This is a genomic window from Nocardiopsis sp. CNZ308, from assembly GCF_004217075.1.
In genome coordinates this window covers 6,217,055-6,240,500 of the sequence record NZ_SHKJ01000001.1, presented here as the reverse complement: position 1 = coordinate 6,240,500, position 23,446 = coordinate 6,217,055, and the positions used below count along the sequence as shown (strand labels likewise).

The window sequence follows — 23,446 nt, the reverse complement described above, 5'->3', positions numbered from 1 at the left end:
CCGCGCCGCCGGGAGGACGCCGACGGGGGCCGTCCTCCCGGCGGCGCCGTTCACGCCCGCTGTCACCGGGGACGTCTACCATGCCGCCATGGCCACCGCACCGCTGACCGCCCGCGCCTTCCTGACGCGCCTCGACGAGCACCGCAGCGACGAGGAACTCCGCAAGTACCAGCGCTACTTCCGCTTCGAGGCCGGACACCAGCCCGAGGACGACTACTTCGTCGGAGTGCGCATGGGCACGGTGTTCGCCCTGGCCAAGGAGTTCGTGGACATGCCCCTGGACCAGGTCGAGGAGCTGATGGACAGCCCCGTGCACGAGGCCCGGGCCGGGGCGATGAGCATCATGGAGAAGAAGGCCCGCCACCGGCGCGGCACGCCCGAACAGGTCGCCGCGCTCGCCGACCTGTACCTGCGCCGCCACGACCGCGTCAACAACTGGGACCTGGTGGACCTGGCCGCGCACCACGTCCTGGGCCGCCACCTGCGGGACCGCCCCCGCGGGGTCCTGTACACCCTGGCGCGCTCGGACGACCCGTGGCGGCGGCGCACCGCCATCGTGGCGACGGCGCACTTCATCGCCCACGACGACCTCGACGACGCCTTCGCCCTGTCCGAGATCCTCCTGGGCGACGACCACGAACTGGTGCAGAAGGCGGTGGGGTGGATGCTCCGCGCCGCCGGTGACAAGGACCGCGACCGGCTGCTGGCCTTCCTCGACGCCCACGCCGCGCGGGCCCCGCGCCCCCTGCTGCGCGCCGCGATCGAGAAGCTCGACCCCGGCCAGCGCGCCCACTACCGTGGGCTCTGAGCGGCGCCGCGCCCCCGCGGGGACGCGGCGCCGGATCCGCTACTCGGAGGGTTCGGGCAGGGGCGGGCACTCGATGGTCGGATTGACCCCCATGTAGTTCAACGGCCCGACGAAGATGGTTCCGACGGTGTGGCCCAGCGTCGAGCACGAGGTCTCGTCGTTGCTGAACAGGCCGCGCTGGAACGCGGCGATCAGCCCGACGAGCAGCCACAGGACGACGAGGGTCGAAAGAACGATGCGTACTCGCACGCTCTGCCTCCAGGGGATGGGGGGTAGATCGGTTGTCTTCGCCGCAGACCTATACCCGCGAGACGCGACGTTTCACCCGGTCCCGCCTCCCGCTTCCGCGCGCACCCGTTCCCCGCACGGAACGCGCGCTTTCCCCCGGCCCGGGGCCGCACGGCCCAGCGGGTCCGGCTCCGAGTCCGCTCGGCGGCGCCCCTCCGCCACCACGTCCACGACGCCGGTGGCGAGGGCCGGCCCGACCCGAACGGGCCGATCACACCAGCCGTGCGCACTAACGCTCAGGCGGTCGCCAGCGCGGTGCGCCGCGTACGCACCGCGAAGGCGGTGAACACCACCGCGGCGGCCACGGCCGTGGCGAGCATGACCGCGGTCATGCTGGACAGGGTCACCGGGCCGGTCATCCCGGCGGTCGAGGCCAGGCCGGAGCCGATACCGAACTGGAGCGTGCCCAGCAGGGCGGAGCCGCTTCCGGCGATCTTCGGCGGCTGTCCGTCCAGGGCCAGCGCGGTGGCGTTCGGCGACACCAGTCCGGTGAACACCATCATCACGAACAGCGCGGCGGTCACCGTCACCAGGCTCGCGCCGCCCGAGGACCCCAGCAGCGCCAGCGCGGCCACCGAGGCGATCGACCCGGCCAGGCCCAGGAACAGGCGGCGGTGGACCTCCACCCGGCGGATGAGGTAGGCGTTCAGCTGGTTGCCGATGATCATGCCGAGCGTGGTCACCGCGAACACCAGGCTGAACTCCTGGGCGCTGGCCCCGAAGCGCGAGTGGGCCACGAACGAGAACGTCGAGATGTAGGTGAAGCTCATCCCGAAGCTCAGCGCGAGCGTGAGCGTGGGAGCGGTGAAGCGGATGTCGCGCAGCAGGCGGCCGAACACGCGCAGCTGCGCACGCGGGCTGACCCGCTCGCGCTGCTCGGGCGGCAGGCTCTCGGGCAGGCCGAACAGCACCAGTGCGAAGGTCGCCAGCCCGGCGGCGCCGAGCACGGCGAAGAGCAGTTGCCAGGGTCCGAAGAAGAGCAGCTGGCCGCCCAGGATCGGGCCGAGCATGGGGGCCAGGCCGGAGAGCAGCACCAGCCGCGAGAAGAAGGTGGCGGCGGCGTCGCCGTCGAACACGTCCCGCACGATCGCGCGCGAGATGACCAGTCCGGCCGCGGCCGACAGCCCCTGGCCGAAGCGCAGCAGGCTGAACATCTCCACGCTGCCCACCGTCGTGATGGCGAGGGTGGTGGCGGTGAACACGCCGATGCCGACCAGCAGCGGCGCGCGGCGCCCCCACCGGTCGCTGAGCGGGCCGATGACGAGCTGGCCCAGGGCCAGACCGGCCATCACCGAGGTCAGGGTGAGCTTGACGCTGGCCTCGCTGGTGCCCAGATCGGCGGCGATCTGGGGCAGCGCGGGCAGGTACAGGTCGGTGGCGAGCGGGCCGATCGCGGACAGCACGCCGAGGACCAGGACGAGCAGCAGCGTGCGGCGGCGCGTCCGGGCCGTGGCGGTCGTGGTCTCCTGGCGGGCCGGACCGGCCTGCTGCGGCACGTCGTGGTGGTGCGGGGGGTTGTGGGCGGACGGGACGTTCTGGGCGTCCGGGACGACCTGGACGTCCGTGGTGATCTGGGCACGACGATTCGGACGTGCGGAAGCAAGGGTCACCGAGGCTCCAACGCGGGGAAAGGTATCGACAAGCGGTGCGCGGTACGCGGGGGCGCCGTGAACCGCCTTCGGGCGGGGCGCCGACAGAAGTCCCATGAGAGGACCAGAGGGTCCCGGGATCACTTCCGCCTCCAACACAAGGCTAGGAGCAGGCAATCCCCGCTTTACCCAACACGTCGAGTGATCCGAATTACGGTGGTGGAATGCCCTGCTGGTAAAGGGATTCGGTCCGCTGTGACGACGCCCATGCGGGATGAGGGGTCGTCGGGTCCTCGGGTCCTGCCCGTCCTCCCGGCCCCGTTGCGCTCGATTCGCCATGGTTACCCGGTGGTAGTTCCGCTGAGCGAAAAATGCCTTTCGGCAGATTGTTCTGTGAAGAAAGGAGCGGGTTTGGAAGGCGCGCCCCAGGAGCTCACAGGCTTGCGGGGCCGGGGGTCCGTCCTCCGGGGGCCGCACACCGCGGGCAGAGGTATGGGAATTCCCCTGAAGCGTGTGCTAGCCTGGCCGGGTAAGGGTTTATGGGGAAAGGGAAATACTTTATCCCGGCCTTGTGTTCGGCCGTTTTCCGGTTATTCTCGGAATATGTCGAACCCCCTTTCTCCCGTCGTGCTGTCCGCGTCCGTCATGACCCACCCCCGCCGGATCGCCGCCGCGCGCCGCGTCCTGGACTCCCTCGGGATCGCGGACGCCTGCCTGGCCGTGGATCCCGAGCCCGACGGTCCGCCCAGTTCCCTGCGCGCCTCCCAGGTAGCCTTCTCCAGCGCTGAACGCTTCGACTCCACACACCACCTCGTCCTCCAGGACGACGTCCGCGTGTGCGCGGATTTCGCCGACTCCGTGCGCGACGCGGTGAAAAGGCACTCCGAGGCCGCGCTCTCCCTTTTCGTGGAATGGGGTTCGCGCACCGCCTACCTGGCCCGGTGGGCGGTGTTCACCGGCGCCGGAGCGGTCCCGGTGATCAACCCCTACATGCCGACCCCCGCCCTGCTCCTGCCGCGCGAGCTGGCCCTGGACATGGGCCGCTACCTGCGCGGCGCCGAGGGCCGATCCGACGACCGCGCCGCCCTGCGGTTCCTGCGGGAGCGCGGCACCCCCGCCCTGGTCGCGGCGCCCAACCTGGTCGAGCACGAGGACCTGCCCAGCATCAAGGGCAACGACGGACACGGGCTCCGGCACTCGGCCTGCTTCGCGGCGGAGGGCGCCCGCTTCGCGGGGCCGGTCCTGGACCTGCCCCCGCTGCTGCCGTTCCTGCGCTGGAACACCGGGGAGGCCGTGGTCATCGACACCGGCGACGACGTGCCCGAGGCCCACCGGCCCACACCGCGGGTCCTGGAGGGGTGGGGCGCGGCGCCGGGGGAGCTGAGCCGGGACTGCGCCGAGCACCTGGGCACCGCTTCCGGGCCGCTGTTCGCGCTCTGGACCACCGCCGCCGCCTTCGGCGCGGTCCAGGAGAGGCACTGGCCGGGCACGGTGGCGGGCCTGCGCGCCCGCCGGGACGACCCCCTGGTCGGGCGCGCGCTGGCCACCTTCGCGCCGGGCGCGCTGCGCGTCGTCCTGGCCCCGGACCGGCTGGAGCGGCTCTCCGGGCGGTTCGTGCCGGCGGTGCTCGCCGCCATGGAGTACGGGGCCCGCCTCACCGCCGCCCGCCCCGTCTGAGCGGGGCGGGCGGCGCGCCCCCGGCCGCCGCCCCGAACACCGGGGGCGCGCCGGATGGCGGGCCGCGCACCGCGGCCCTCAGTGTCCCCGGTCGATCCACTCCTGGAGGTGGGGCGCCTCGGCGCCGATCGTCGTGGACGGGCCGTGCCCGGTGTTGACCACCGTGTCCTCCGGCAGGCTGAACAGCCGGTCGCGGATGGACTCCACGATCGTCGGGAAGTCCGAGTAGGACCGTCCCGTCGCCCCCGGGCCGCCCTGGAACAGGGTGTCGCCGCTGAACAGCACGCCCAGGTCGGGCGCGTACAGGCACACCGCGCCCGGGGCGTGGCCCGGGGTGTGCAGGACGGTCAGCCCGGTCCCGGCGATGGTGATGTCCTGTCCCTGGGACAGTTCCGCGTCGGGTGCGCGGTCCGGGTGGGTCATGTCCCACAGCACCCGGTCGGCCGGGTGCAGCAGGATGGGCGCACCCGTGGCCTCGGCCAGCGCCGGGGCCGCGTTGACGTGGTCGTTGTGCGCGTGCGTGCACACCACCGCCACGAGTTCGCGGTCGCCCACCGCGCCCAGGATCGCGCCCGCGTCGTGCGCGGCGTCGATGACCAGCGCCTGGTCGCGGTCGCCCACGATCCAGACGTTGTTCTCGACCTCCCACTCCCCGCCGTCCAGGGCGAAGACCCCCGAGGTGGTCAGGTGTTCCACGCGCGCGCCGCTCACAGGACCACCACCGAGCGCAGGACGTCGCCGCGTTCCATCCGGGCGAAGGCCTCCTCGACCTCGCCGAGTCCGATCTCCTCGGTGACGAAGCCGTCCAGGTCCAGGCGTCCCTGGAGGTAGAGGTCGATGAGCACGGGGAAGTCGCGCGAGGGCAGGCAGTCGCCGTACCAGGAGGACTTCAGCGCCCCGCCGCGGCCGAACACGTCCAGCAGCGGCAGGTCCAGGCGCATCTCCGGGGTGGGCACGCCCACCAGCACGACCGTGCCCGCCAGGTCGCGCGCGTAGAAGGCCTGCTCGTAGGTCCTGGGGGTGCCCACGGCGTCGATCACCACGTCGGCGCCGAAACCGCCGGTCAGGTCGCGGATGGTCTCGACCGGGTCGGTGAAGGAGGCGTTGACGGTGTGGGTGGCGCCGAACCCGCGCGCCCATTCGAGCTTGCGGTCCTCCAGGTCCACGGCGATGATCCGTCCGGCCCCGGCCAGCCGCGCGCCCGCGACGGCCGCGCTGCCCACGCCGCCGCAGCCGATGACGGCCACCGAGTCCCCGATGCCCACGCCGCCGGTGTTGATGGCGGCACCGATCCCGGCCATGACCCCGCAGCCCAGCAGACCGGCCGCGGCGGGCGAGGCCTGCGGGTCCACCTTGGTGCACTGCCCCGCGGCGACCAGGGTCTTCTCCGCGAACGCGCCGATGCCCAGGGCGGGGGAGAGTTCGGTGCCGTCCTCCAGCGTCATCCGCTGCTCGGCGTTGTGCGTGTCGAAGCAGTACTGGTGCCGTCCCCGGCGGCAGGCGCGGCAGTCCCCGCACACCGCGCGCCAGTTCAGGATCACGTGGTCACCCGGTGCGACGGTGGTCACGCCCTCGCCCACGGACTCCACCATGCCCGCGGCCTCGTGCCCGAGAAGGAAGGGGAACTCGTCGTTGACGCCGCCCTCGCGGTAGTGCAGGTCGGTGTGGCACACCCCGCACGCCTGCACCCTGACCACGGCCTCGCCGGGGCCCGGATCGGGCACGACGACCGTGGTGGTCTCCACCGGTGCCCCCTTGGACCGGCAGACCACCCCTTGTACCCGCTGAGACATCTTCGCTTACCCCCCACACGTGGCCGGAGGCGGCGCGGGTGCGCGCCGCTTCCGGCACCATTCCCCACCCGCGTCACACCTATCCCGGTCCGGGGGCCTCCTCCTGCGCCGGACGCCCTCCCACCGGTTCCCCGGGGGTGTGGCCAGGGGGCGCCGGTCACGCCCCCGAGCCCGGACGGACGATCATGAGCACGACGACGGACGCCCACACCAGGTTGTAGACCCCGGTGATCATCGACAGCGTGCGCAGCGCGCGGGGGTCGCCGGGCTCGCGGAGCGCCTCGCGCTGGCGGGGGTAGATCAGCGCGGCCAGCATCAGGCCCGCGAGAGCCGTGAGCAGCATCGAGACGATGACCCAGATCTCGCCCATCCGGCCCTGGAGCAGGGCCAGGGCGATCCCGACGGCGGGGACGACGACTCCGGCTACGGCGTAGCCGCGGGTGGTGCGGTGCAGCAGGGCGGCCACGGCGGCGTTGCGCTCACCCGGGTCGCGCCCGTCGGGGGAGCGGGCGCCCGGGGGAGTGCCCGCGGTCCCCGCGTCGGCGGCGCCGACGGTGGCGGGCACGGCGACGGGGGCGAACCGCGGGAAGAGGCTGGCCGCGACGGTCGATCCGCCGACGAACACGATGGCGGCGAGCACGTGGACCGAGAGCAGCAGGTGTTCCATGAGATGTCCTTCCTCCTTCAGGGTGCCTGAAGCATATCCCTGGCTTCAGGCACCCTGAAGGAGGGGGCGGTCCACGACCCCGGAGTTGGTCTGGGAGGCGGGAGAGGCGGCCGACGGCCGCCCTCAGGAGCCGCCCGGGGCGCCGAAGGCCTCCCGCGCGGCCTCGCCCACCCGCCGCCGCACGGGGTCGGCGTCCGGCCCGAACATCGCGGTGTCCACCGCGGCCACCGCCTGCTTGGCAGCGTCGAGCAGGCGGGCGCCCTCGTCGGTGATCTCGATCGCCGAGGCGGCCCCGGCCCGGGACGTGTGGTCGCGCACCAGGCCCGCGGCGACCAGCGACTTCACCGAGCCGTGCACGCTCTGGACCGTGATCCCCGACATCCGCGCCAGGTCGCTGAACGAGGCGCCCGGAACCCCGGAGATGTGGCCGAGCAGCCCGAGCCGGGCGACGGTGAGGTCCAGGGGCGCGAGCGCGGCGTTCAGTTCGGTCTCGATGCCGCGCGCCAGGGTCAGCAGGATGATCGAGGGACTGGTCACGGGCGGCCCGGGGCGGCTGTTCTCGGTGCTCACACTCCCCAGTCTCCCCCACCGCGCGGGGCGGGTCCGCCCCGCGCGGCACCGCCCCGGCGGGCGGGTCAGCGGGTGAAGTCGTCGGGGCCCCGGGCGGGACCGTGGTAGAACAGGCGGTCCGGCTCGTCCTCGGGCACGGTCGGGTAGGTCGGGCCGTTCCCGGCGGGCGCGCGGCGGGCGACCGTTCCCGGGACCGGCGCCAGCATGGCGTCGGCGACCGCGTCGCGCAGCTCCGGGAGCAGCGCGTACAGCACGTCGCCGGGGCAGGCGGTGGCGTTGAAGTCGCGGTGGCCCAGGATCGCGCTGTGCGGATCGAGCCGGTAGGCCCCGCACAGCCACGCCAGGGTGGCCACCAGCGCGTCGGTCAGGGCCCCGGTCGGGCTCACGCTCGTGTAGAGGCCCTCGTTCTCGATGCCGATACAGGTGCTGTTGTTGTTGGCCACGTGCGCGCCCACGACGTGGCTGCCCTCGCGGATGGCGGCGAAGCTGCGGTCGCGGCCCTCCATGACGTGGCCGCCGCGGCTGATGGTGAGCTGCTGGCCGGTGTCCAGCCAGCCGTTGGAGTCCATGTGGTAGTTCTGGATCGCCCTGGACAGGGCGTAGGCGTGGCTGAGCGAGTAGTCGGTGCTGTTGGCCGTCGCGGTGTGGTGGACCACGATGTAGCTGGGCGCGGTGGCCAGGATCTGGACCCGGCCCGCGGGCGAGCGCGCTCCCCAGTCGGCCCGGGTGTGCAGAGGCGGTTCGGCCACCCCCGCGGAGGCGCTCGCGCCGCCCGCGGTGAAGGCCCCGCCGAGAACGGCGGCGCCGGAGGCCAACACGGCCCCGCGCAGGACGGTGCGTCTGTCCGGACCTGACCGGTGGGTTCTGGTCATGGGTGATCCTTCGGCTCGTGTCATGACTTGCCAGTCCATAAGGGAACACGGACCACCCACGGTGCACAAAGGGTGACGCGGTGAATTTTCACTGCCGTGACCGGCCAGAACGCCACCCTTTGACCCCATGGGTAGAAGTAGGTCGTTGGTGTACAAGACGGCGGAGAAACGATAGAGCGGGAATGCGCGTTTTCCCCTGTTCCATCCCCGCCTCTTTGCGCGTCTTTTCCGTTGTCCTCGACAGGTCTTTTCCGAACCGCGGTGCCCGGGCCCGGCCCTCGTCGGGCGCCAGGCGGTGTCCCCCGGAGGGCCGCCGACGCCCTTAACTGCGTCGGTGTCCGGCTCCGGGCGTTTGCTGTACAGTTCCTGACTACTCAGGCGACCCGTGCCCCCGGGCTCCTTCTCCCCCCACCCCGAGAACCAGCGGAAGAAGAAGAGGACCCATGACGAGTACGACCACCGAGAGGACCGGGCGCCCCGGGACGGTGGAGGCGGCCTTCCTGCTCCTGCTCGCCCTGATCGCCGTCGACCTGGTGCTGTGGGTGCTGAACGTGTTCGTCGTCGCCCCCACCGGGCTGGACAGTATGCGCGCGGCCGAGGGCGAGGAGGGAGGCCTGCGCCAGGCCGCCGTGTCCGGCGCCGCCACGCTGCTGTTCGCGGCGGTGGGCGTCCTCCTCGCCGTCCTGGTGCGCCGGGGCCGCAACTGGGCGCGCCTCCTGCTCGCCGCCGCCGCTGTCCTCGTCGTGCTCCTGGACCTGGCCACCGTCAACATGGACGCCACCGCGTGGCCGCCGGCCGGGATGTCGGCCTACGACCTCCTCGGCGAAGCCGTTCCGGGACTGCTGGGCCTGGCCGCCCTCGTGCTGCTGTTCCTGCCCGCGTCCAACGCCTACTTCTCGCGCGGGGCGCGAGCCGAGTAGGCGCTGCGGCGGAGGGCCCCGGCGTCAGCCGGTGCCCGGGCCGTGCGGGACGACCATGGACAGCACCTCGGGCAGGCCCGCCCAGTCGCTGGTCACCGTGGTGGCCCCGGCCTCCGCGAGTGCGCGCACGCGGGCGGCGGCCTCCTCCGGGGAGGGGGTGCGCGCGTCGATCGCGGGGGACACCGCGTGGGCGTCGGTCATCACCAGGAGGTAGCCGTTCTCGCCGTACCAGGAGGTGTCGATGCCCCCGGTGTAGGTCGGGGCGCTGCCGTCGAAGACCACGAACCACGGCCGCAGGTCCTCGGCGTAGCGCTCGCGCGGGTCGCCGCCCCCGGCGCCGAGCACGGCCGGGAAGGTGGCCGCCTCGTCCAGGCGGCCCTCGGCGGCCAGGTCGCGCAGGCGCGACGCCTGCTCCTCGTCGGTCCACAGGTCGTCGAAGGGGTTGCCCCGCTCGAAGGTGCCCGGGGTCAGGTAGACGACGACCCTCCCGGCCAGGGCGTCGCGCGACGGCCACGCGTCGGCGCGCACCGCCTCGTCCAGGGTGGCGTGCGCGCCCGCCAGCAGGTCGTCCGGGCGGAACAGGGCGTCGCCGAGGACCTGGTCGGCGAGCGCGTCGAACTCGGCGGGGCCCAGGCCTGCCTCGGCGTGGTAGCCCTTCTTCATCTCGACCTTGAGCAGCAGCGGCGGGTGGCCGGGGTTGGCCTCGTGCCAGGTGCGCACGTCGCGCAGGCAGTCGGCGAGGTCGCCGTCGCCGCCCCGGCGCAGTTCGTCGGGGCTGGTGGCCCCGGCGCAGTTGTTGCGCTGGCCGACCAGTTCGTGGTTGACCCGCCAGGTGCCGAACCACTCGTCGGTCCACACGTCCAGTTCCAGGAGTCCGGCACCGGAGTCGAGGGCGTCGGCGAGATGGGGGAAGGTGGCCGTCTCGTAGGCGTTGTGCACGCCCACGGAGGTGGTCCGGGAGAGGGTCCCCTCGGCGGCGGAGGCGGGGGAGGGGGAGCAGGTCAGGGCGAGGGCGAGCGCGGCGCAGGTCAGCGCGGCGGTGCGGGCGGAGGGCATGGGGGTCCTTCGGCGCTGGGGGTCACTGACTGGTGGTCAACCAACCACAGGTCACCGCTCGTGCGCAAAGGGTCATGCTCCGGAAGGTGGCGCGGGGCCCAACGGAGGGTGAAGACCCGTCGGGCCCCGCGGAGTCCGGGGGGTCAGGCCACGGGCTCGGGCGCGCGGTCCCGCTCCTCGGCGCGGGGGGCCAGGCGCCCGGTGCGGTGCAGCCACCAGTCCGCGACCAGGGTGCCCAGGGGAGGCACGGAGGCGGCCAGGGCCACCAGCGTCGCCCACAGGTTCCAGCGCAGGTGCAGGGCGGCGGCCAGGGTGACCACCGCGTAGAGCACGAAGGCGCCCCCGTGCAGGGGGCCGAAGAGGTGCACGCCCGCCTCGCTGCCGCTGCCCAGGTACTTGACGTACATGCCGCCCAGGAGGCCGATCCAGGTCAGGGCCTCGATGATCGCCACCACGCGGAAGACGATCGCTGTGACACGGGGACTGATGCTCACGCTGTTCCTCGGACTCGCTCGGTTCTGGACAGGAGGGGAGGTTCCCGGCGCCCGCCGGGCCCGGACCGCTCCCAGGCTAGGACACGTTTTCGAGTGGCCGGATCCGGGGCGGGCGGTGCGAGAGCACACGTTCGGGCGTCCCGCGCGCACCGGTGGCGGGCCCCTCCGGCCCGGCCCGTGGCGGCCGGGGCACGGACCGGAGGAGACGGAGGACCCGGGGGCACGCGCCCCCGGGCCCTCCGTGGCCCCGCGCGGTCGTGCGACCGGCCGCGCGGCCCCGACCCGGCCCCTTCGGCCGGGCTCTCCCGGCCGAGTCGCCTCAGCCGGGTCGGCCTCCAGCCCGGCGCCGTCAGCCCAGGGCCTCCACCACGACCTCGGCGGCCCCGGCGATCAGGGCGTTGTCGTACTCGGCGTCCTCCGCCTCGCGGCTGGACATGACGGCGAGGACGATGGGGTCGCCCTCCGGGGGCCACAGGACGGCGATGTCGTTGCGCGTGCCGTAGTTCCCGCTCCCCGTCTTGTCGCCGACCTCCCAGCCCTCGGGCACCCCGGCGCGGATCAGCTCGTCCCCGGTCAGGTTGTCGACGAGCATCCGCGTGAGCACCTCGCGCCGGTCCTCGGGGAGCGCGTCGCCGAGGACGAACTCGCGCAGGCTCCCGGCCATGGCGCGCGGCGTGCTCGTGTCCCGGGTGTCCCCGGGCGCCCACCGGCTCAGGCCGGGCTCGACGCGGTCGGCCTCGATCACGTCGTCGCCCATCTCCTCCATCGCCTCCTCGAACCCGTCGGGTCCGCCGAGTTCGTCGAAGAGCAGGTTGGCGGCGGTGTTGTCGCTGTAGCGGACGGCGGCGTCGGCCACCTCCACCAGGGGCAACCCGGTGTCGACGTGCTGTTCGGTGACCGGTGAGTGGCCGAACACGTCGTCGGCGTCGTAGGTGATGACCTCCTCCATCTCCTCGGGCGTGTTCCGCTGGAGCACCAGCGCCGCGCTGAAGGCCTTGTGGGTGGAGCAGTAGGCGAACCGCTCGTCGGGCCGGTGCGCGACCTCCTCGCCGCTGCCGGTGTCCACCGCGTAGACGCCCAGCCGCGCGTCGAACTCCTCCTCCAGGTCCGCGAACTCGTCGGCGAACCCGGCGGAGAGGTCGGCCGGGGCCGACCGCCCGGCCGAGCCCTCGGCGGAGGGCCCGGCCGAGGGCTCCGCCCCCGGGGCCGGGCCGGAACCGTCCGCCCCGCAGGCGGCGGCGGGAACGAGGGTGACCGCGGCCAGGGCCGCGAGTCCGGTGCGCCGTAGGGGTGAAAGCAACATCTTCCCTGCTCCTTCTGTCCTGGGGACGTCCGGTCTCCGTGCCCGGTCGGCACGGAGCGGCGTCAGGCCAGCTCCTCCGCGACGACCTCGGCGGCCCGGGCGACCAGGGCGTCGTCGTACTCGGCGTCCTCCGCCTCGCGGCTGGACATGACGGCGAGGACGATGGGGTCGCCCTCCGGCGGCCAGATGACGGCGATGTCGTTGCGCGTGCCGTGGCTGGCGGCGCCCGTCTTGTCGCCGACCCGCCAGTCCTCGGGCACCCCGGCGCGGATCAGCGCGTCGCCGGTGGTGTTGTTGACGAGCAGGTCGTTGAGCACCTCGCGCCGGTCCTCGGGCAGGGCGTCGCCGAGGGCGAACTCGCGCAGGTTCCCGGCCATGGCGCGCGGCGTGCTCGTGTCGCTGGTGTCCCCGGGCGTCCAGTCGTTCAGCTCGGTCTCGATCCGCTCCGGGTCGGTGACGTCGTCGCCGATCGCCTCCAGTTCGTCCTCGAACGCGTCCGGCCCGCCCAGCTCCTCGAAGAGCAGGTTGGCGGCGGTGTTGTCGCTGTAGCGGACGGCGGCGTCGGCCACCTCCATCAGCGTCATGCCCGTGTCCACGTGCTGCTCGGTAATCGGCGAGTAGTCGACCAGGTCCTCCTCGGTGAAGGTGACGACCTCCTCCATCTCCTCGGGCGTGTTCTGCTGGAGCACCAGTGCCGCGGTCAGGGCCTTGTGCGTCGAGGCGTAGGCGAACCGCTCGTCGGGGCGGTGCGCGACCTCCTCGCCGCTGCCGGTGTCCACCGCGTAGACGCCCAGCCGCGCGTCGAACTCCTCCTCCAACCGCTCGAACTCCCGGGCGGGTCCGCCGGAGGCCGCCGGAGAGGCCGACTGCTCCGCGCTGGGTGCCGCGGCGCCGTTGGCAGCCGCGCAGCCGGTGGCGGGGACGAGGACGACCGCGGCCAGGGCCGCGAGTCCGGTGCGCCGGTGGGATGAGAACACCATGTGTGCCTGCTCTTCCTGTCCTGGGTGTGCGCGAGTCTTCGTCCGGGGCCGAAGGCGGCCCGGACACGGAAAGACCCCCGGTCAGCCGTGCGGGAACCCGCACGCGCCGCCCTGCCGGGCGGCCTCGACCAGCAGTCTGACCGCTGGCAATGATGCTGTCCAAGACAGAAACGACCATTTCCATGCCAGAACGGCATACCATGAGGGCCATGGACCTCGTCGGCGCCTGCAAGGCGTTCGTGAACGTGAGCGAGAGGGGCAGCTTCACCCTCGGAGCCGCCGCCGCGCGCATCCCCCAGCCGGTCGCCAGCAGGCGCATCGCCGCCCTGGAGAGGCACCTGGGCGCCCGCCTGTTCGACCGCTCCACCCGCAGGGCCACCCTCACCCAGTTCGGCCGCGACATGCTGCCCTCGGCCAGGCGCCTGGTCCGGCTGGCCGAGGAGATGGAGCACGACGCCGAGAGGGCGGCGCTGCGCCCGCTGCGCCTGGCCGTGCCCGACACCTGCGCCACGCGCGACCTCGCCCTCCTGGGCGCCGAGGCCCGCGAGGAGGGCATCCACCTGGACTTCCGCTCCGCCGCGCCCTCGGCGCGGACCGAGCTGCTGGGCGCCCGCGAGGTGCGCGCCGCCCTGGCGGGGGTGCCGCCCGGCGAGGCCGCGTGGAAGGTCCCGCTGGGGCTGGCGGGCGCCGGGGAGCCGCGCGCCGGGGCCGTCTACCTGGAGACCCTGCGCCTGCCCCGCGACCGCTCGTCCTCGCGCGGCCGCCGCGTCTGGCTCCAGCCCGAGGACGACGTCCCCCACGTGCGCGACCCCCTCAACCGCCTGCGCGACGCCGTGGGCCTGCGGCCCGGCCAGGTGGTCCTCGCCGCCTCCCTGGCCTCCGCCGCCGCCGAGGTCCTGGGTTCGGAGGACCTCCTGCTCTGCTCGCCCCGCCAGGCCGAGGAACTGGGGCTGTACTGGCGCCCCGCGGGCGAGGTCCGCCTCGCCCGCGGCTACGAGGTGGCCGCCGAGACCGGGGACGAGGCGGAGCGGCTGCGCGCCCTCCTGGGGCGGGCGATCGCCCGGTGCCTGGGCGCCCCGGCGGAGGAGGGCCGAGGCGAGCGGTCCGGGCGCCAACCGCTCGGGCGCCCCGACCCCGGGCAGGAGTCCGCGTGAGCGCCACCGCCCTGGTCCGCGACCTGCGCCGCGAACTCGACGAGGGGGGACTGCGGGGCTCCTTCCTCGTACGTGACCTGCGCACGGGCGAGGAACTGGGCATCGAACCCGACCTGGAGTTCTCGACGGCCTCGCTCGTCAAGGTCCCGCTCGCCGTCGCCACGCTCGAACGGATCCGCGCCGGGGAGATCGACGGCGCCGAGCAGGTCCTCGTGCAGCCGGGCCGGATCACCACCCCGGGGCCCACCGGGATGAGCCGGTTCCGCCACCCGGCCCGCGTCAGCGTCGAGGACCTGCTCTACCTCAGCATGTGCCTGAGCGACAACGCCGCCACCGACGCCCTGTTCGAGATCACCCCTCCCGAGCGGGTCGCCGCGTCGCTGCGCGCGGCCGGGCTGCGCGGCATCACCGTCCGGCACACGATGCGCGGCCTCAGCGACACCCCCGCCGACCGGCTCGGCCCCGAGGGCGCGCACCTGGCGCACTCGCTGGCCATCGGCGAGGGCACCGCCGGACGGGGGCACCGCATCGAGCAGCTCGACGTCACCCGGGCCAGCTCCGGGGCGGCCCGGGCCTTCGCCGACCTGCTGGAGGCGCTGTGGCGGCCCCGGACGATCCACCCGGACGTGGCCGCACGGGTGCGGGAGCTGATGGGCGACAACCTGCTGCGCCACCGGCTGGCCCCCGACTTCACCTCCGACCTCTCCCGGTGGTCGTCCAAGACCGGCACCCTGCTCAACCTGCGCCACGAGATCGGTGTGGTCGAGCACGCCGACGGCCAGGCCTTCGCCGTGGCGGTGCTGACCGAGTCGCGCGTGCCCGCCTACCACCAGCCGGGGGCCGAGGCGCTCATGGCGCGCGTGGCGAGGGAACTGCGCGACCACCTGCGGGCGGGCGTCCGCTGACCGGCGAAGGCGCACTCCTTCGCCGCGAACCCGCGCCCGTGGCCGAAGCCGGCGCCCGAACCCCGCTGAGAAGCGGGCCAGGGCCCCCAGGTCACACCGGCGACTCGTGCGGCCCGACCATGGGGGCGGGCCTCAGCCCCGGGCGGTGAGCCCGAGGGCCGGGGCGAGCCGGGCCAGCACCGGCAGGATGCCGTCGTCCTCGGCCAGCGGCTGCACCGCGACGTGGTCCGCGCCCGCCTCCAGGTGCGCGCGCAGCTCCGCCGCCGCCGACTCCGGCGCGCCCTGCGCGACCATGGCGTCCACCAGCGCGTCGCTGCCGCCGTCGGCGAAGTCCTCGTCGGAGAAGCCCAGGCGCCGGAAGTTGGCGAGGTAGTTGGTCAGCCGGTTGTCGACGTAGACGCTGAGCCCCTTCCTGCCGGTGCGCCGGGTCCGCTCGCGGTCCCCGCCCAGGGCCACCTTGTGCTCGGGAGCCAGCAGAGGGCCCTCGCCCAGCGCCTCGCGCGCGCCGCGGGTGAACTCGGGGTTGACCAGGTACGGGTGGGCTCCGGCGGAGCGCTCGGCGGACAGGCCGAGCATCCGCGGCCCCAGGGCGGCGACCACGCGCCGGTCCGCGGGCACGCCGCCGCGGTCGAGGACGTCCAGGTAGTCCACCACCGCGCCGAAGGGCCTGACCGCCTCGGGGCCGTTGGCCTCGCGGTGGCCCGCGCCGATGCCGAGCAGGAACCGGCCGGGGTGCTCGGACTCGATCCGGCGGAAGGAGTCGGCCAGCGCCCGCGCGTCCGCGGTCCAGATGTTGACGATGCCCGTCGCGACCGCGATCCGCGACGTCGCGGCCAGCGCCGTGGACACCTCCTCCAGATCCGCGCCGGGGGAGCCGCCGACCCAGACGGTTCCGTAACCCAGTCGTTCGATCTCGGCGGCCGCTTCGGCGGTCAGGTCGGGCCTCGTCACCCACACTCCGTAGGTCCCCAGGTCGACGGCGGTGGCGTTCAGGCTCATGTCGGGCCCTCCTTGACGGTGGTGTCGGCGTGCCGCCCCCGGCGGCCCGCCGGACGGACACGGGGGACCTACCCACCTTCCACCCCGATCGAGCGTTCCCCGGGCGGGGGGAGGGGAGTCCTTCGGGCCGTCGTGCCCCGTTCGCCCCGTGACGCCCGCCCGGTGCGGGGCCGAAGACCCGGCCGCCGGGACGGACCGCGGCGCCCGCGCGGTGCGAAGCCCCCGGTCACAGCGGGCGCAGACGCTCGGCCGCGCCCGCGCGCACGGCCTCCGAGACCCGGTCCAGGACCGGGGAGCGCAGGTTCCACCGCTGCCAGTACAGGCGCACGTCCACGGGGCGGTCCGGGGCCAGGGCCACGAGCCGCCCCGAGGCGATGTGCTCCGAGCACTGCGGTTCGGGCACCATGCCCCACCCGAACCCGAGCAGGACGGCCCGGGCGAAGTCCTCCGAGGCCGGGACGTAGTGCCGGGGGCCGGAGGGCCCACCGCCGGGGGACTCGCGCAGGAACCGGTCCTGGAGGTCGTCGCGGCGGTCGAAGTCGACCACCGGCGCCCGGGCGAGCAGCTCCGGGTCCGCCCGGCCGCCGAGGTGCTCCCGGTCGAAACCCGGACTGCACACCGCGTGGTAGCGCATCGCGCCCAGCCCCGCCACGGTGCACCCCTGGACCGCCTCGGGGGTGGAGGTCACGGCGGCCATCACCGCCCCCGAACGCAGCAGGGAGGTGGTGTGCTCCTCGTCCTCGCGGTGGATCTCGAACACCGCGCCCAGGTCGGCGGGCGGGTCCGCCAGCGCCTCCAGGAACCAGGTGGCCAGGCTGTCGGCGTTGACGGCCAGCGGCACCGACACCCGGCCCCGTTCGCGCTCGCCCAGCCGCAGCTCCGCGGCGGCGTCCTCGTCCAGCAGCAGCACCTGGCGGGCGTAGCGCAGCACCACGTCCCCGGCGGCGGTGGTCCGCACGGGGTTCGTGCGCTGGACCAGCACACGGCCCGCGGTCTGCTCCATCCCCCGGACCCGCTGGGACACCGCCGAGGCGGTCACGTGCAGCCGCCGTGCGGCGGCGTCGAAGGTGCCCTCGTCCACCAGGGTCGTCAGGGTGCGCAGGTGGTCGAACTGGAACGGCATGTTAAGCCTCTCTCATGTATCCTAAGAAAGTTTAGCTTTACTGCACATGGGTGTCCGACCTAGCGTTTCGGGGTGAACGAGACACTTCTCCCCGCCATGCTCGGCCTCGGTACCGGGCTGGCGCTCATCGTGGCCATCGGCGCCCAGAACGCCCACGTCCTGCGGATCGGCATCGAGGGCCGCACCGGCACCGTCCTGCCGGTGGTGCTGGTCTGCGCCCTGTCCGACGCCGTGCTCATCACGGCCGGGGTCCTCGGCGTCGGCGCCGTCGTCGAGGCCGCGCCCCTCGCCGTCACCGTGGTCCGCCTGCTGGGCGCGGGCTTCCTGGTCGTCTACGGCCTGTCCGCCGCGCGCCGCGCCCTGCGCCCCGGCTCCCTCGTGGTCGGAGGCGGTTCCTCCGTCGGACGCGGGGCCGCGGTGACCACGGCGCTGGTGCTCACCTGGCTCAACCCGCACGTGTACCTGGACACGGTGGTGTTCCTGGGCTCCCTGGCCAACCAGCAGGACGGCGACGCGCGCTGGTGGTGGACGGCGGGCGCGGTCACGGGCAGCCTCGTGTGGTTCTTCGGGCTGGGCTTCGGTGCCCGCCTGCTGCGCCCGGTCTTCGCCCGCCCGGGCGCCTGGCGGGTCCTGGACGCGCTCATCGCCGCCGTCATGCTCACCCTGGGCGTGCGCATGGCCCTGGGCGCCTGAGCCGCCGCCCCTTCGCCGGGCCGACCGCACCCCGGCGGAGTCCGGGACGGCGCACGGCGTGGCGAGGGCCTTCCTCTGGGGGCCGTGTGCGCCCCGGTCATAAAACGTTTCAAGTAGGGAAGGGTTGCCTGATCAGGCGAGAGATCGGGTGAACCTTGACACACGAGAAGAGCTGGCGGTAGTTTCAGCCCAACCTGAGTGAAACGATTCAATGGGCCTTCTCGCCGGTCGGACCGGCGGGCGCGCCCTCCCCGAACGGAGCCCCACCGTGGCAGCACTCCCCGAACGCGGCGCGGACGCCCTGGCCGTCCTGCGGCGCCAGCACATCGAACTCCCCTCCTGGGCCTTCGGGAACTCCGGTACCCGGTTCAAGGTGTTCGCGCAGCCCGGCGTCCCCCGCGACCCCTGGGAGAAGGTCGCCGACTCCGCCGAGGTCCACCGCCTCACCGGGGTCGCCCCCACGGTCGCCCTGCACATCCCCTGGGACCGGGTCGACGACTACGCCGCGCTCGCCGCCCACGCGCGCGACCTGGGCATCGGCGTCGGCACCATCAACGCCAACGTCTTCCAGGACGACGACTACCGGCTCGGCAGCGTCACCAACCCCGACCCGGGCGTGCGCCGCAAGGCGATCGACCACCTGCTGGAGTGCGTGGACGTCATGGACGCCACCGGCTCGCGCGACCTCAAGCTGTGGTTCGCCGACGGCACCAACTACCCCGGCCAGGACGACCTGCGCGCCCGCCAGGACCGCCTCGCCGAGGCCCTGTCCGAGGTCTACGACCGGCTCGGCCCCGACCAGCGCCTGCTGCTGGAGTACAAGCTCTTCGAGCCCGCCTTCTACGCCACCGACGTCCCCGACTGGGGCACCGCCTACGCCCACTGCCTGGAGCTGGGGGAGAAGGCCGTGGTCTGCGTGGACACCGGCCACCACGCCGCGCACACCAACATCGAGTTCATCGTCGCGTTCCTGCTGCGCGCCGGGAAGCTCGGCGCCTTCGACTTCAACTCGCGCTTCTACGCCGACGACGACCTCATGGTCGGCGCGGCCGACCCCTTCCAGCTCTTCCGCATCATGTACGAGGTCGTGCGCGGCGGCGGCCTGGCCGCCGACACCGGGGTCGCGTTCATGCTCGACCAGTGCCACAACATCGAGCCCAAGATCGCCGGTCAGATCCGCTCGGTCATGAACGTGCAGGAGGCCACCGCCAAGGCCCTGCTCGTGGACGCCGACGCGCTCGCCGCCGCCCAGCGCGAGGGCGACGTCCTGGCCGCCAACGCCGCCCTGATGGACGCCTACAACACCGACGTGCGGCCCCTGCTCGCCGACCTGCGCCGGGAGCAGGGCCTGAACCCCGACCCCATGGCCGCGCACGCCCGCTCCGGCTACGCCGAGCGCGTCGCCGAGGAGCGCAGGGGCGGCGCCCAGGCCGGGTGGGGCGCGTGAACCGGCCGCCGTCCACGCCAGAGCACAGCAGCACCGAACAGGGAGACCCCGTGTCCGACGTCGTCGAACAGCTCCTCGCCCGCAGCAACACCCTCGGCGCCGACCCGCGCAACACCAACTTCGCCGGGGGCAACACCTCCGCCGCGGGCACCCGCACCGACCCCGTCACCGGACAGGACGTCGACCTGCTGTGGGTCAAGGGCTCCGGCGGCGACCTGGGCACCCTCACCGAGGACGGCCTGGCGGTGCTGCGCCTGGACCGCCTGCGCGCCCTCGTGGACGTCTACCCCGGCGAGGACCGCGAGGACGAGATGGTCGCCGCCTTCGACCACTGCCTGTTCGGCAGGGGCGGCGCCGCGCCCTCCATCGACACCGCCATGCACGGCCTGCTGCGCGCCGCGCACGTGGACCACCTGCACCCCGACTCCGGCATCGCCCTGGCCACCGCCGCGGACGGCGAGCGCCTGACCCGCGAGTGCTTCGGCGACCGCGTGGTGTGGGTGCCCTGGCGCCGTCCCGGGTTCCAGCTCGGCCTGGACATCGCCCGCGTCGCCGAGGAGAACCCCGATGCCATCGGCGCGATCCTGGGCGGCCACGGCATCACCGCCTGGGCCGAGACCAGCGAGCAGTGCCAGGCCAACTCCCTGGAGATCATCCGCACCGCCGAGAGGTTCCTGGCCGACAACGGCCGCCCCGAGCCCTTCGGCCCCGTCCTGGACGGCTACGGCGCCCTGCCCGAGGCCGAGCGCCGCCAGCGCGCCGCCGCCCTGGCCCCGGTCATCCGCGGGCTGGCCTCCACCGACCACCCCCAGGTGGGCCGCTTCACCGACAGCGACGTGGTCCTGGACTTCCTGGCCGGGGCCGAGCACCCCCGCCTGGCCGCGCTGGGCACCTCCTGCCCCGACCACTTCCTGCGCACCAAGGTCCGCCCCCTGGTGCTCGACCTGCCCTCCGACGCCCCGCTGGAGCGGGCCGTGGAACGCCTGCGCGAACTGCACGGGGAGTACCGGGCCGAGTACCGCGCCTACTACGAGCGCCACGCCGACGCCGACAGCCCCGCCATGCGCGGCGCCGACCCGGCGATCGTGCTGGTCCCCGGCGTGGGCATGTTCTCCTTCGGCAAGGACGCCAAGACCGCGCGCGTGGCGGGCGAGTTCTACGTCAACGCGATCAACGTGATGCGCGGCGCCGAGTCCGTCTCCACCTACCGGCCCATCGAGGAGTCGGAGAAGTTCCGCATCGAGTACTGGGCGCTGGAGGAGGCCAAACTCGCCCGCCTGCCCGAGCCCAAGCCGCTCGCCACCCGGGTCGCCCTGGTCACGGGCGCGGCCAGCGGTATCGGCAGGGCCATCGCCGCCCGCCTGGCGCGCGAGGGCGCCTGCGTGGTCGTGGCCGACCTGGACGCCGACAAGGCGGCCGCCGCCGCGGCCGAACTGGGCGGCGCCGACACGGCGGTGGGCGTGGCCTGCGACGTCAGCGACGCGGACGCGGTCGCCCGCGCCTTCGCCGAGGCGGCCCTGGCCTTCGGCGGCGTGGACCTGGTGGTCAACAACGCCGGACTGTCCATCTCCAAACCGCTGCTGGAGACCACCGAGCGCGACTGGGACCTGCAGCACGACGTCATGGCCAAGGGGTCCTTCCTGGTCTCGCGCGAGGCGGCCCGGACGATGACCGCCCAGGGCATGGGCGGCGACATCGTCTACATCGCCTCCAAGAACGCCGTGTTCGCCGGTCCCAACAACGTCGCCTACTCCGCGGTCAAGGCCGACCAGGCCCACCAGGTGCGGCTGCTGGCCGCCGAACTGGGCGGCGAGGGCATCCGGGTCAACGGCGTCAACCCCGACGGGGTGGTGCGCGGCTCGGGCATCTTCGCCGGGGGCTGGGGCGCCCAGCGGGCCAAGGTGTACGGGGTCAGGGAGGAGGACCTGGGCGCGTTCTACGCCCAGCGCACCATCCTGGGCCGCGAGGTGCTGCCCGAGCACGTGGCCAACGCGGTGTTCGCGCTGACCGCGGGGGAGCTGTCGCACACCACCGGCCTGCACATCCCCGTGGACAGCGGCGTCGCCGCGGCCTTCCTGCGATGAGCGCCGCCGGAGGGGGCGCCGTCCACGCCGCCGTCGACCTGGGCGCCTCCAGCGGACGGGTCATCGCCGGGCGGTTCGGGGACGGGCGGCTGCGCGCCGAGGAGGTCGCCCGCTTCCCCAACGGGCCGGTCACCGTGCCCGCGGGAGGCCGCGCCAGCCTGCACTGGGACGTGCTGTCCCTGTACGCGGGCGTGGTCGAGGGGCTGCGCCGGGCCGCCGGATCCCACGGCCTGGCCTCGGTCGGCGTGGACTCCTGGGCGGTGGACTACGGACTGCTGGACGCCGACGGCGCCCTGCTCGGCAACCCCGTGCACTACCGCGACGCGCGCACCGACGGGGCACCCGAGCGGGTGTTCGCGCACCTGCCCGCCGAGCGGATGTACGCGGTCAACGGGTTGCAGGTGCAGCCGTTCAACACGGTGTTCCAGCTCGCCGCCGCCTCCGGTGGCGCCCAGCTGGCCGCGGCCCGCGATCTGCTGCTCGTACCCGATCTGCTCGGGTACTGGCTGACGGGCGAGCGGGTCGCGGAGCTGACCAACGCCTCCACCACCGGCCTGGTCGACGTGCGCGAACGCCGCTGGGCCGACGCCTGCCTGGACCTGCTGGAGACGGGCTTCGGCGTCGCGGCGCGGGACCTGCTGCCCGGTCTGGTCGAACCCGGAACCGTCGTCGGCGCCCTCCGGGGCGACCCGGGAGCCGGTGCGGGCCTCGGCGCGGCGGCGGACGCGCCGCTGGTGGCGGTGGGCTCGCACGACACCGCCTCCGCCGTGGTGGCCGTGCCCGCGGCCACGCGCCGCTTCGCCTACGTCTCCTCGGGGACGTGGTCGCTGGTGGGCGTGGAGCTGGACGCCCCGGTGCGCACCGAGGCCAGCCGTGCGGCCAACTTCACCAACGAGCTGGGCGTGGACGGCACGGTGCGCTACCTGCGCAACGTCGCCGGACTGTGGCTGCTCCAGGAGTCGCTGCGCACCTGGCGGGAGCGGGGGCGGGAGGTGGACCTGGCCGACCTGCTGGCGCGGACCGCCCGCGTGCCCGCGCTCTCGTGCGTGGTGGACGTGGACGACCCCCGGTTCCTGCCGCCGGGGGACATGCCCGCGCGGATCGCCGCGTTCGCCGCCGAGACCGGGCAGCGCCCGCCGGAGGGCGAGGCCGAGGTGGCGCGGTGCGTGGTGGACTCCCTGGCGCTGGCCTACCGCCGGGCGGTGCGCCAGGCCGCCGAGCTGAGCGGGACGGACGTGGAGGTGGTCCACGTCGTCGGCGGGGGCTCGCGCAACGCGCTGCTGTGCCAGCTCACCGCGGACGCGGTCGGGCTGGAGGTGGTCGCCGGACCCGCCGAGGGGGCGGCGATCGGCAACCTGCTGGTGCAGGCCCGCGCGGTCGGGGCGGTGGAGGGCGGCCTGGCCGACCTGCGCCGGATCGTGGCCGATTCCACCGAGGTCGGCCGGTACCGCCCGAGCGGGCCGCGGGCCCCGTGGGAGGCCGCCGAGCGCCTGCTCCACGGCTGAGGCCGGGCCTGCCGCCGAGGTCCGAGGGGCCGCCGGGGTTCCGGCGGCCCCTCGGCGTGTCCGGCTCGGCGCCCCCGTGCTTCCCGGGACCGCCGGGTGGGAGACCGGGCGCCGGGCTGTGCGGCCAGAGCCGGGGGAGCCCATGCACGAGGACGGGGTCGGTGCTCGCGTGCGAGCACCGACCCCGTCCGGTCGGCTGTCAGGTGAGGGAGGCCTTCGCGGCGGCGCGGCGCGGTCGGCCGGTTCGCGCGGGGCTGTCGTTCCAGGCGCGGCGCCCGCGAGCCGGCGTGACGGTGATGCCCCGCCCGGCCGGTCCGGTCTCCCGCCTGGGCTCCGGCACCCGGCTGGCGGGGGCCTCCGCCACGGTCTCCGTCACGTTCACGGCCCGCACGGGCTCGGGGGAGGGCCGGGGGCTCCGCCGCAGGGTCGTGAGTACCCTACGCGCCGCGCCCCTGCGGACCCCCAGTCCGCTTCTGGACCCCATCGGGACCAGGGTGTCCACGACCACCGCTACCGTGA

At 74.1% G+C, this 23,446-nt stretch carries 22 protein-coding genes; 9 read left to right on the top strand and 13 right to left on the bottom strand.

Annotated elements, in window-relative coordinates; translation table 11 throughout:
- The first annotated feature begins 88 nt into the window (after nt 1-88).
- Nucleotides 89-808, top strand: coding sequence for a DNA alkylation repair protein (locus EV372_RS26940; RefSeq protein WP_130398360.1), 720 nt, complete (start codon nt 89-91; stop codon nt 806-808).
- Between the two features lie 39 nt (nt 809-847).
- Here EV372_RS26940 and EV372_RS26935 read toward each other — a convergent pair whose 3' ends face one another.
- Both EV372_RS26935 and EV372_RS26930 read right to left on the bottom strand, forming a co-directional pair.
- Entirely contained in the window at nt 848-1,057 is a 210-nt protein-coding gene (locus EV372_RS26935) for a hypothetical protein (RefSeq protein ID WP_019610677.1), read from the bottom strand.
- 275 nt (nt 1,058-1,332) lie between these two features.
- Nucleotides 1,333-2,706: a multidrug effflux MFS transporter gene (locus EV372_RS26930; protein WP_130398359.1), complete on the bottom strand. Its 1,374-nt coding sequence runs from the start codon at nt 2,704-2,706 to the stop codon at nt 1,333-1,335.
- Nucleotides 2,707-3,288: 582 nt separating this feature from the next.
- Between EV372_RS26930 and EV372_RS26925 the strand changes: the two genes are divergently transcribed.
- The gene (locus EV372_RS26925) at nt 3,289-4,362 is read left to right on the top strand and encodes a hypothetical protein (RefSeq protein WP_130398358.1); all 1,074 of its coding nucleotides are present in this window, start codon (nt 3,289-3,291) and stop codon (nt 4,360-4,362) included.
- Between the two features lie 78 nt (nt 4,363-4,440).
- Here the strand turns inward: EV372_RS26925 and EV372_RS26920 are convergent, their stop codons facing one another.
- The 5 genes from EV372_RS26920 to EV372_RS26900 all read right to left on the bottom strand — a co-directional run bounded on the left by EV372_RS26920 (nt 4,441) and on the right by EV372_RS26900 (nt 8,264).
- A complete protein-coding gene (locus EV372_RS26920; protein WP_130398357.1) occupies nt 4,441-5,073 on the bottom strand; it encodes an MBL fold metallo-hydrolase in 633 nt (210 codons plus the stop codon).
- The gene (locus EV372_RS26915; RefSeq protein ID WP_130398356.1) at nt 5,070-6,155 is read right to left on the bottom strand and encodes an S-(hydroxymethyl)mycothiol dehydrogenase; all 1,086 of its coding nucleotides are present in this window, start codon (nt 6,153-6,155) and stop codon (nt 5,070-5,072) included. The genes EV372_RS26920 and EV372_RS26915 overlap by 4 nt, the downstream gene beginning before the upstream one ends.
- A 157-nt stretch (nt 6,156-6,312) precedes the next feature.
- Nucleotides 6,313-6,822, bottom strand: coding sequence for a hypothetical protein (locus tag EV372_RS26910; RefSeq protein ID WP_130398355.1), 510 nt, complete (start codon nt 6,820-6,822; stop codon nt 6,313-6,315).
- A 123-nt stretch (nt 6,823-6,945) separates the two neighbouring features.
- Nucleotides 6,946-7,392 carry a MarR family winged helix-turn-helix transcriptional regulator gene (locus EV372_RS26905; protein WP_130398354.1) on the bottom strand — a complete coding sequence of 149 codons (447 nt, stop codon included), beginning with the start codon at nt 7,390-7,392 and terminating at the stop codon, nt 6,946-6,948.
- 65 nt (nt 7,393-7,457) lie between these two features.
- Nucleotides 7,458-8,264: a peptidoglycan recognition protein family protein gene (locus tag EV372_RS26900; protein ID WP_130398353.1), complete on the bottom strand. Its 807-nt coding sequence runs from the start codon at nt 8,262-8,264 to the stop codon at nt 7,458-7,460.
- A gap of 443 nt (nt 8,265-8,707) precedes the next feature.
- Here EV372_RS26900 and EV372_RS26895 point away from each other — a divergent pair, with 443 nt between their 5' ends.
- Nucleotides 8,708-9,184 carry a hypothetical protein gene (locus tag EV372_RS26895; protein WP_130398352.1) on the top strand — a complete coding sequence of 159 codons (477 nt, stop codon included), beginning with the start codon at nt 8,708-8,710 and terminating at the stop codon, nt 9,182-9,184.
- A 24-nt stretch (nt 9,185-9,208) separates the two neighbouring features.
- On the opposite strand, the gene EV372_RS26890 is transcribed toward EV372_RS26895, so the two are convergent.
- The 4 genes from EV372_RS26890 to bla (EV372_RS26875) all read right to left on the bottom strand — a co-directional run bounded on the left by EV372_RS26890 (nt 9,209) and on the right by bla (EV372_RS26875) (nt 13,017).
- Nucleotides 9,209-10,240, bottom strand: coding sequence for a phosphatidylinositol-specific phospholipase C domain-containing protein (locus EV372_RS26890; protein ID WP_130398351.1), 1,032 nt, complete (start codon nt 10,238-10,240; stop codon nt 9,209-9,211).
- Nucleotides 10,241-10,383: 143 nt separating this feature from the next.
- Entirely contained in the window at nt 10,384-10,734 is a 351-nt protein-coding gene (locus tag EV372_RS26885) for a DUF3817 domain-containing protein (RefSeq protein WP_130398350.1), read from the bottom strand.
- 349 nt (nt 10,735-11,083) lie between these two features.
- Nucleotides 11,084-12,037: a class A beta-lactamase gene (gene bla, locus EV372_RS26880; RefSeq protein WP_130398349.1), complete on the bottom strand. Its 954-nt coding sequence runs from the start codon at nt 12,035-12,037 to the stop codon at nt 11,084-11,086.
- A gap of 62 nt (nt 12,038-12,099) precedes the next feature.
- Complete coding sequence (gene bla, locus EV372_RS26875; RefSeq protein ID WP_130398348.1) at nt 12,100-13,017, bottom strand: class A beta-lactamase; 918 nt, start codon at nt 13,015-13,017, stop codon at nt 12,100-12,102.
- A gap of 209 nt (nt 13,018-13,226) precedes the next feature.
- Here bla (EV372_RS26875) and EV372_RS26870 point away from each other — a divergent pair, with 209 nt between their 5' ends.
- Together EV372_RS26870 and EV372_RS26865 are read left to right on the top strand one after the other, a co-directional pair.
- Complete coding sequence (locus EV372_RS26870) at nt 13,227-14,171, top strand: LysR family transcriptional regulator (protein ID WP_130398347.1); 945 nt, start codon at nt 13,227-13,229, stop codon at nt 14,169-14,171.
- Complete coding sequence (locus EV372_RS26865) at nt 14,168-15,076, top strand: serine hydrolase (protein ID WP_130398346.1); 909 nt, start codon at nt 14,168-14,170, stop codon at nt 15,074-15,076. The genes EV372_RS26870 and EV372_RS26865 overlap by 4 nt, the downstream gene beginning before the upstream one ends.
- Nucleotides 15,077-15,208: 132 nt before the next feature.
- On the opposite strand, the gene EV372_RS26860 is transcribed toward EV372_RS26865, so the two are convergent.
- On the bottom strand, nt 15,209-16,075 hold the full coding sequence (locus EV372_RS26860) for an LLM class F420-dependent oxidoreductase (protein WP_130398345.1): 867 nt from the start codon (nt 16,073-16,075) through the stop codon (nt 15,209-15,211).
- A gap of 226 nt (nt 16,076-16,301) precedes the next feature.
- Nucleotides 16,302-17,198, bottom strand: a complete 897-nt coding sequence (locus EV372_RS26855; RefSeq protein ID WP_130398344.1) for a LysR family transcriptional regulator ArgP — start codon at nt 17,196-17,198, stop codon at nt 16,302-16,304.
- A 96-nt stretch (nt 17,199-17,294) separates the two neighbouring features.
- On the opposite strand from EV372_RS26855, the gene EV372_RS26850 reads away from it, so the two are divergent.
- From EV372_RS26850 to EV372_RS26835, 4 genes are all read left to right on the top strand, one after another.
- Nucleotides 17,295-17,891: a LysE/ArgO family amino acid transporter gene (locus EV372_RS26850; RefSeq protein ID WP_130399142.1), complete on the top strand. Its 597-nt coding sequence runs from the start codon at nt 17,295-17,297 to the stop codon at nt 17,889-17,891.
- Nucleotides 17,892-18,159: 268 nt separating this feature from the next.
- Entirely contained in the window at nt 18,160-19,338 is a 1,179-nt protein-coding gene (gene rhaI / locus EV372_RS26845) for an L-rhamnose isomerase (RefSeq protein ID WP_130398343.1), read from the top strand.
- Nucleotides 19,326-21,422 (top strand): bifunctional aldolase/short-chain dehydrogenase, encoded by a 2,097-nt coding sequence (locus tag EV372_RS26840; RefSeq protein WP_130398342.1) that lies wholly within the window; start codon nt 19,326-19,328, stop codon nt 21,420-21,422. Before rhaI ends, EV372_RS26840 begins: the two co-directional genes overlap by 13 nt.
- Nucleotides 21,419-22,927, top strand: a complete 1,509-nt coding sequence (locus EV372_RS26835) for a rhamnulokinase (RefSeq protein ID WP_130398341.1) — start codon at nt 21,419-21,421, stop codon at nt 22,925-22,927. The genes EV372_RS26840 and EV372_RS26835 overlap by 4 nt, the downstream gene beginning before the upstream one ends.
- Nucleotides 22,928-23,446: the final 519 nt, after the last annotated feature.

Coding starts and splice junctions, on each gene's coding strand:
- bla (WP_130398349.1), bottom strand. CDS start 12,037: ATGTTGCTTTCACCCCTACGGCGCACCGGACTCGCGGCCCTGGCCGCG.
- EV372_RS26870 (WP_130398347.1), top strand. CDS start 13,227: ATGGACCTCGTCGGCGCCTGCAAGGCGTTCGTGAACGTGAGCGAGAGG.
- EV372_RS26890 (WP_130398351.1), bottom strand. CDS start 10,240: ATGCCCTCCGCCCGCACCGCCGCGCTGACCTGCGCCGCGCTCGCCCTC.
- EV372_RS26925 (WP_130398358.1), top strand. CDS start 3,289: ATGTCGAACCCCCTTTCTCCCGTCGTGCTGTCCGCGTCCGTCATGACC.
- EV372_RS26910 (WP_130398355.1), bottom strand. CDS start 6,822: ATGGAACACCTGCTGCTCTCGGTCCACGTGCTCGCCGCCATCGTGTTC.
- EV372_RS26915 (WP_130398356.1), bottom strand. CDS start 6,155: ATGTCTCAGCGGGTACAAGGGGTGGTCTGCCGGTCCAAGGGGGCACCG.
- EV372_RS26895 (WP_130398352.1), top strand. CDS start 8,708: ATGACGAGTACGACCACCGAGAGGACCGGGCGCCCCGGGACGGTGGAG.
- EV372_RS26855 (WP_130398344.1), bottom strand. CDS start 17,198: ATGCCGTTCCAGTTCGACCACCTGCGCACCCTGACGACCCTGGTGGAC.
- EV372_RS26850 (WP_130399142.1), top strand. CDS start 17,295: ATGCTCGGCCTCGGTACCGGGCTGGCGCTCATCGTGGCCATCGGCGCC.
- bla (WP_130398348.1), bottom strand. CDS start 13,017: ATGGTGTTCTCATCCCACCGGCGCACCGGACTCGCGGCCCTGGCCGCG.
- EV372_RS26900 (WP_130398353.1), bottom strand. CDS start 8,264: ATGACCAGAACCCACCGGTCAGGTCCGGACAGACGCACCGTCCTGCGC.
- EV372_RS26835 (WP_130398341.1), top strand. CDS start 21,419: ATGAGCGCCGCCGGAGGGGGCGCCGTCCACGCCGCCGTCGACCTGGGC.
- EV372_RS26940 (WP_130398360.1), top strand. CDS start 89: ATGGCCACCGCACCGCTGACCGCCCGCGCCTTCCTGACGCGCCTCGAC.
- EV372_RS26860 (WP_130398345.1), bottom strand. CDS start 16,075: ATGAGCCTGAACGCCACCGCCGTCGACCTGGGGACCTACGGAGTGTGG.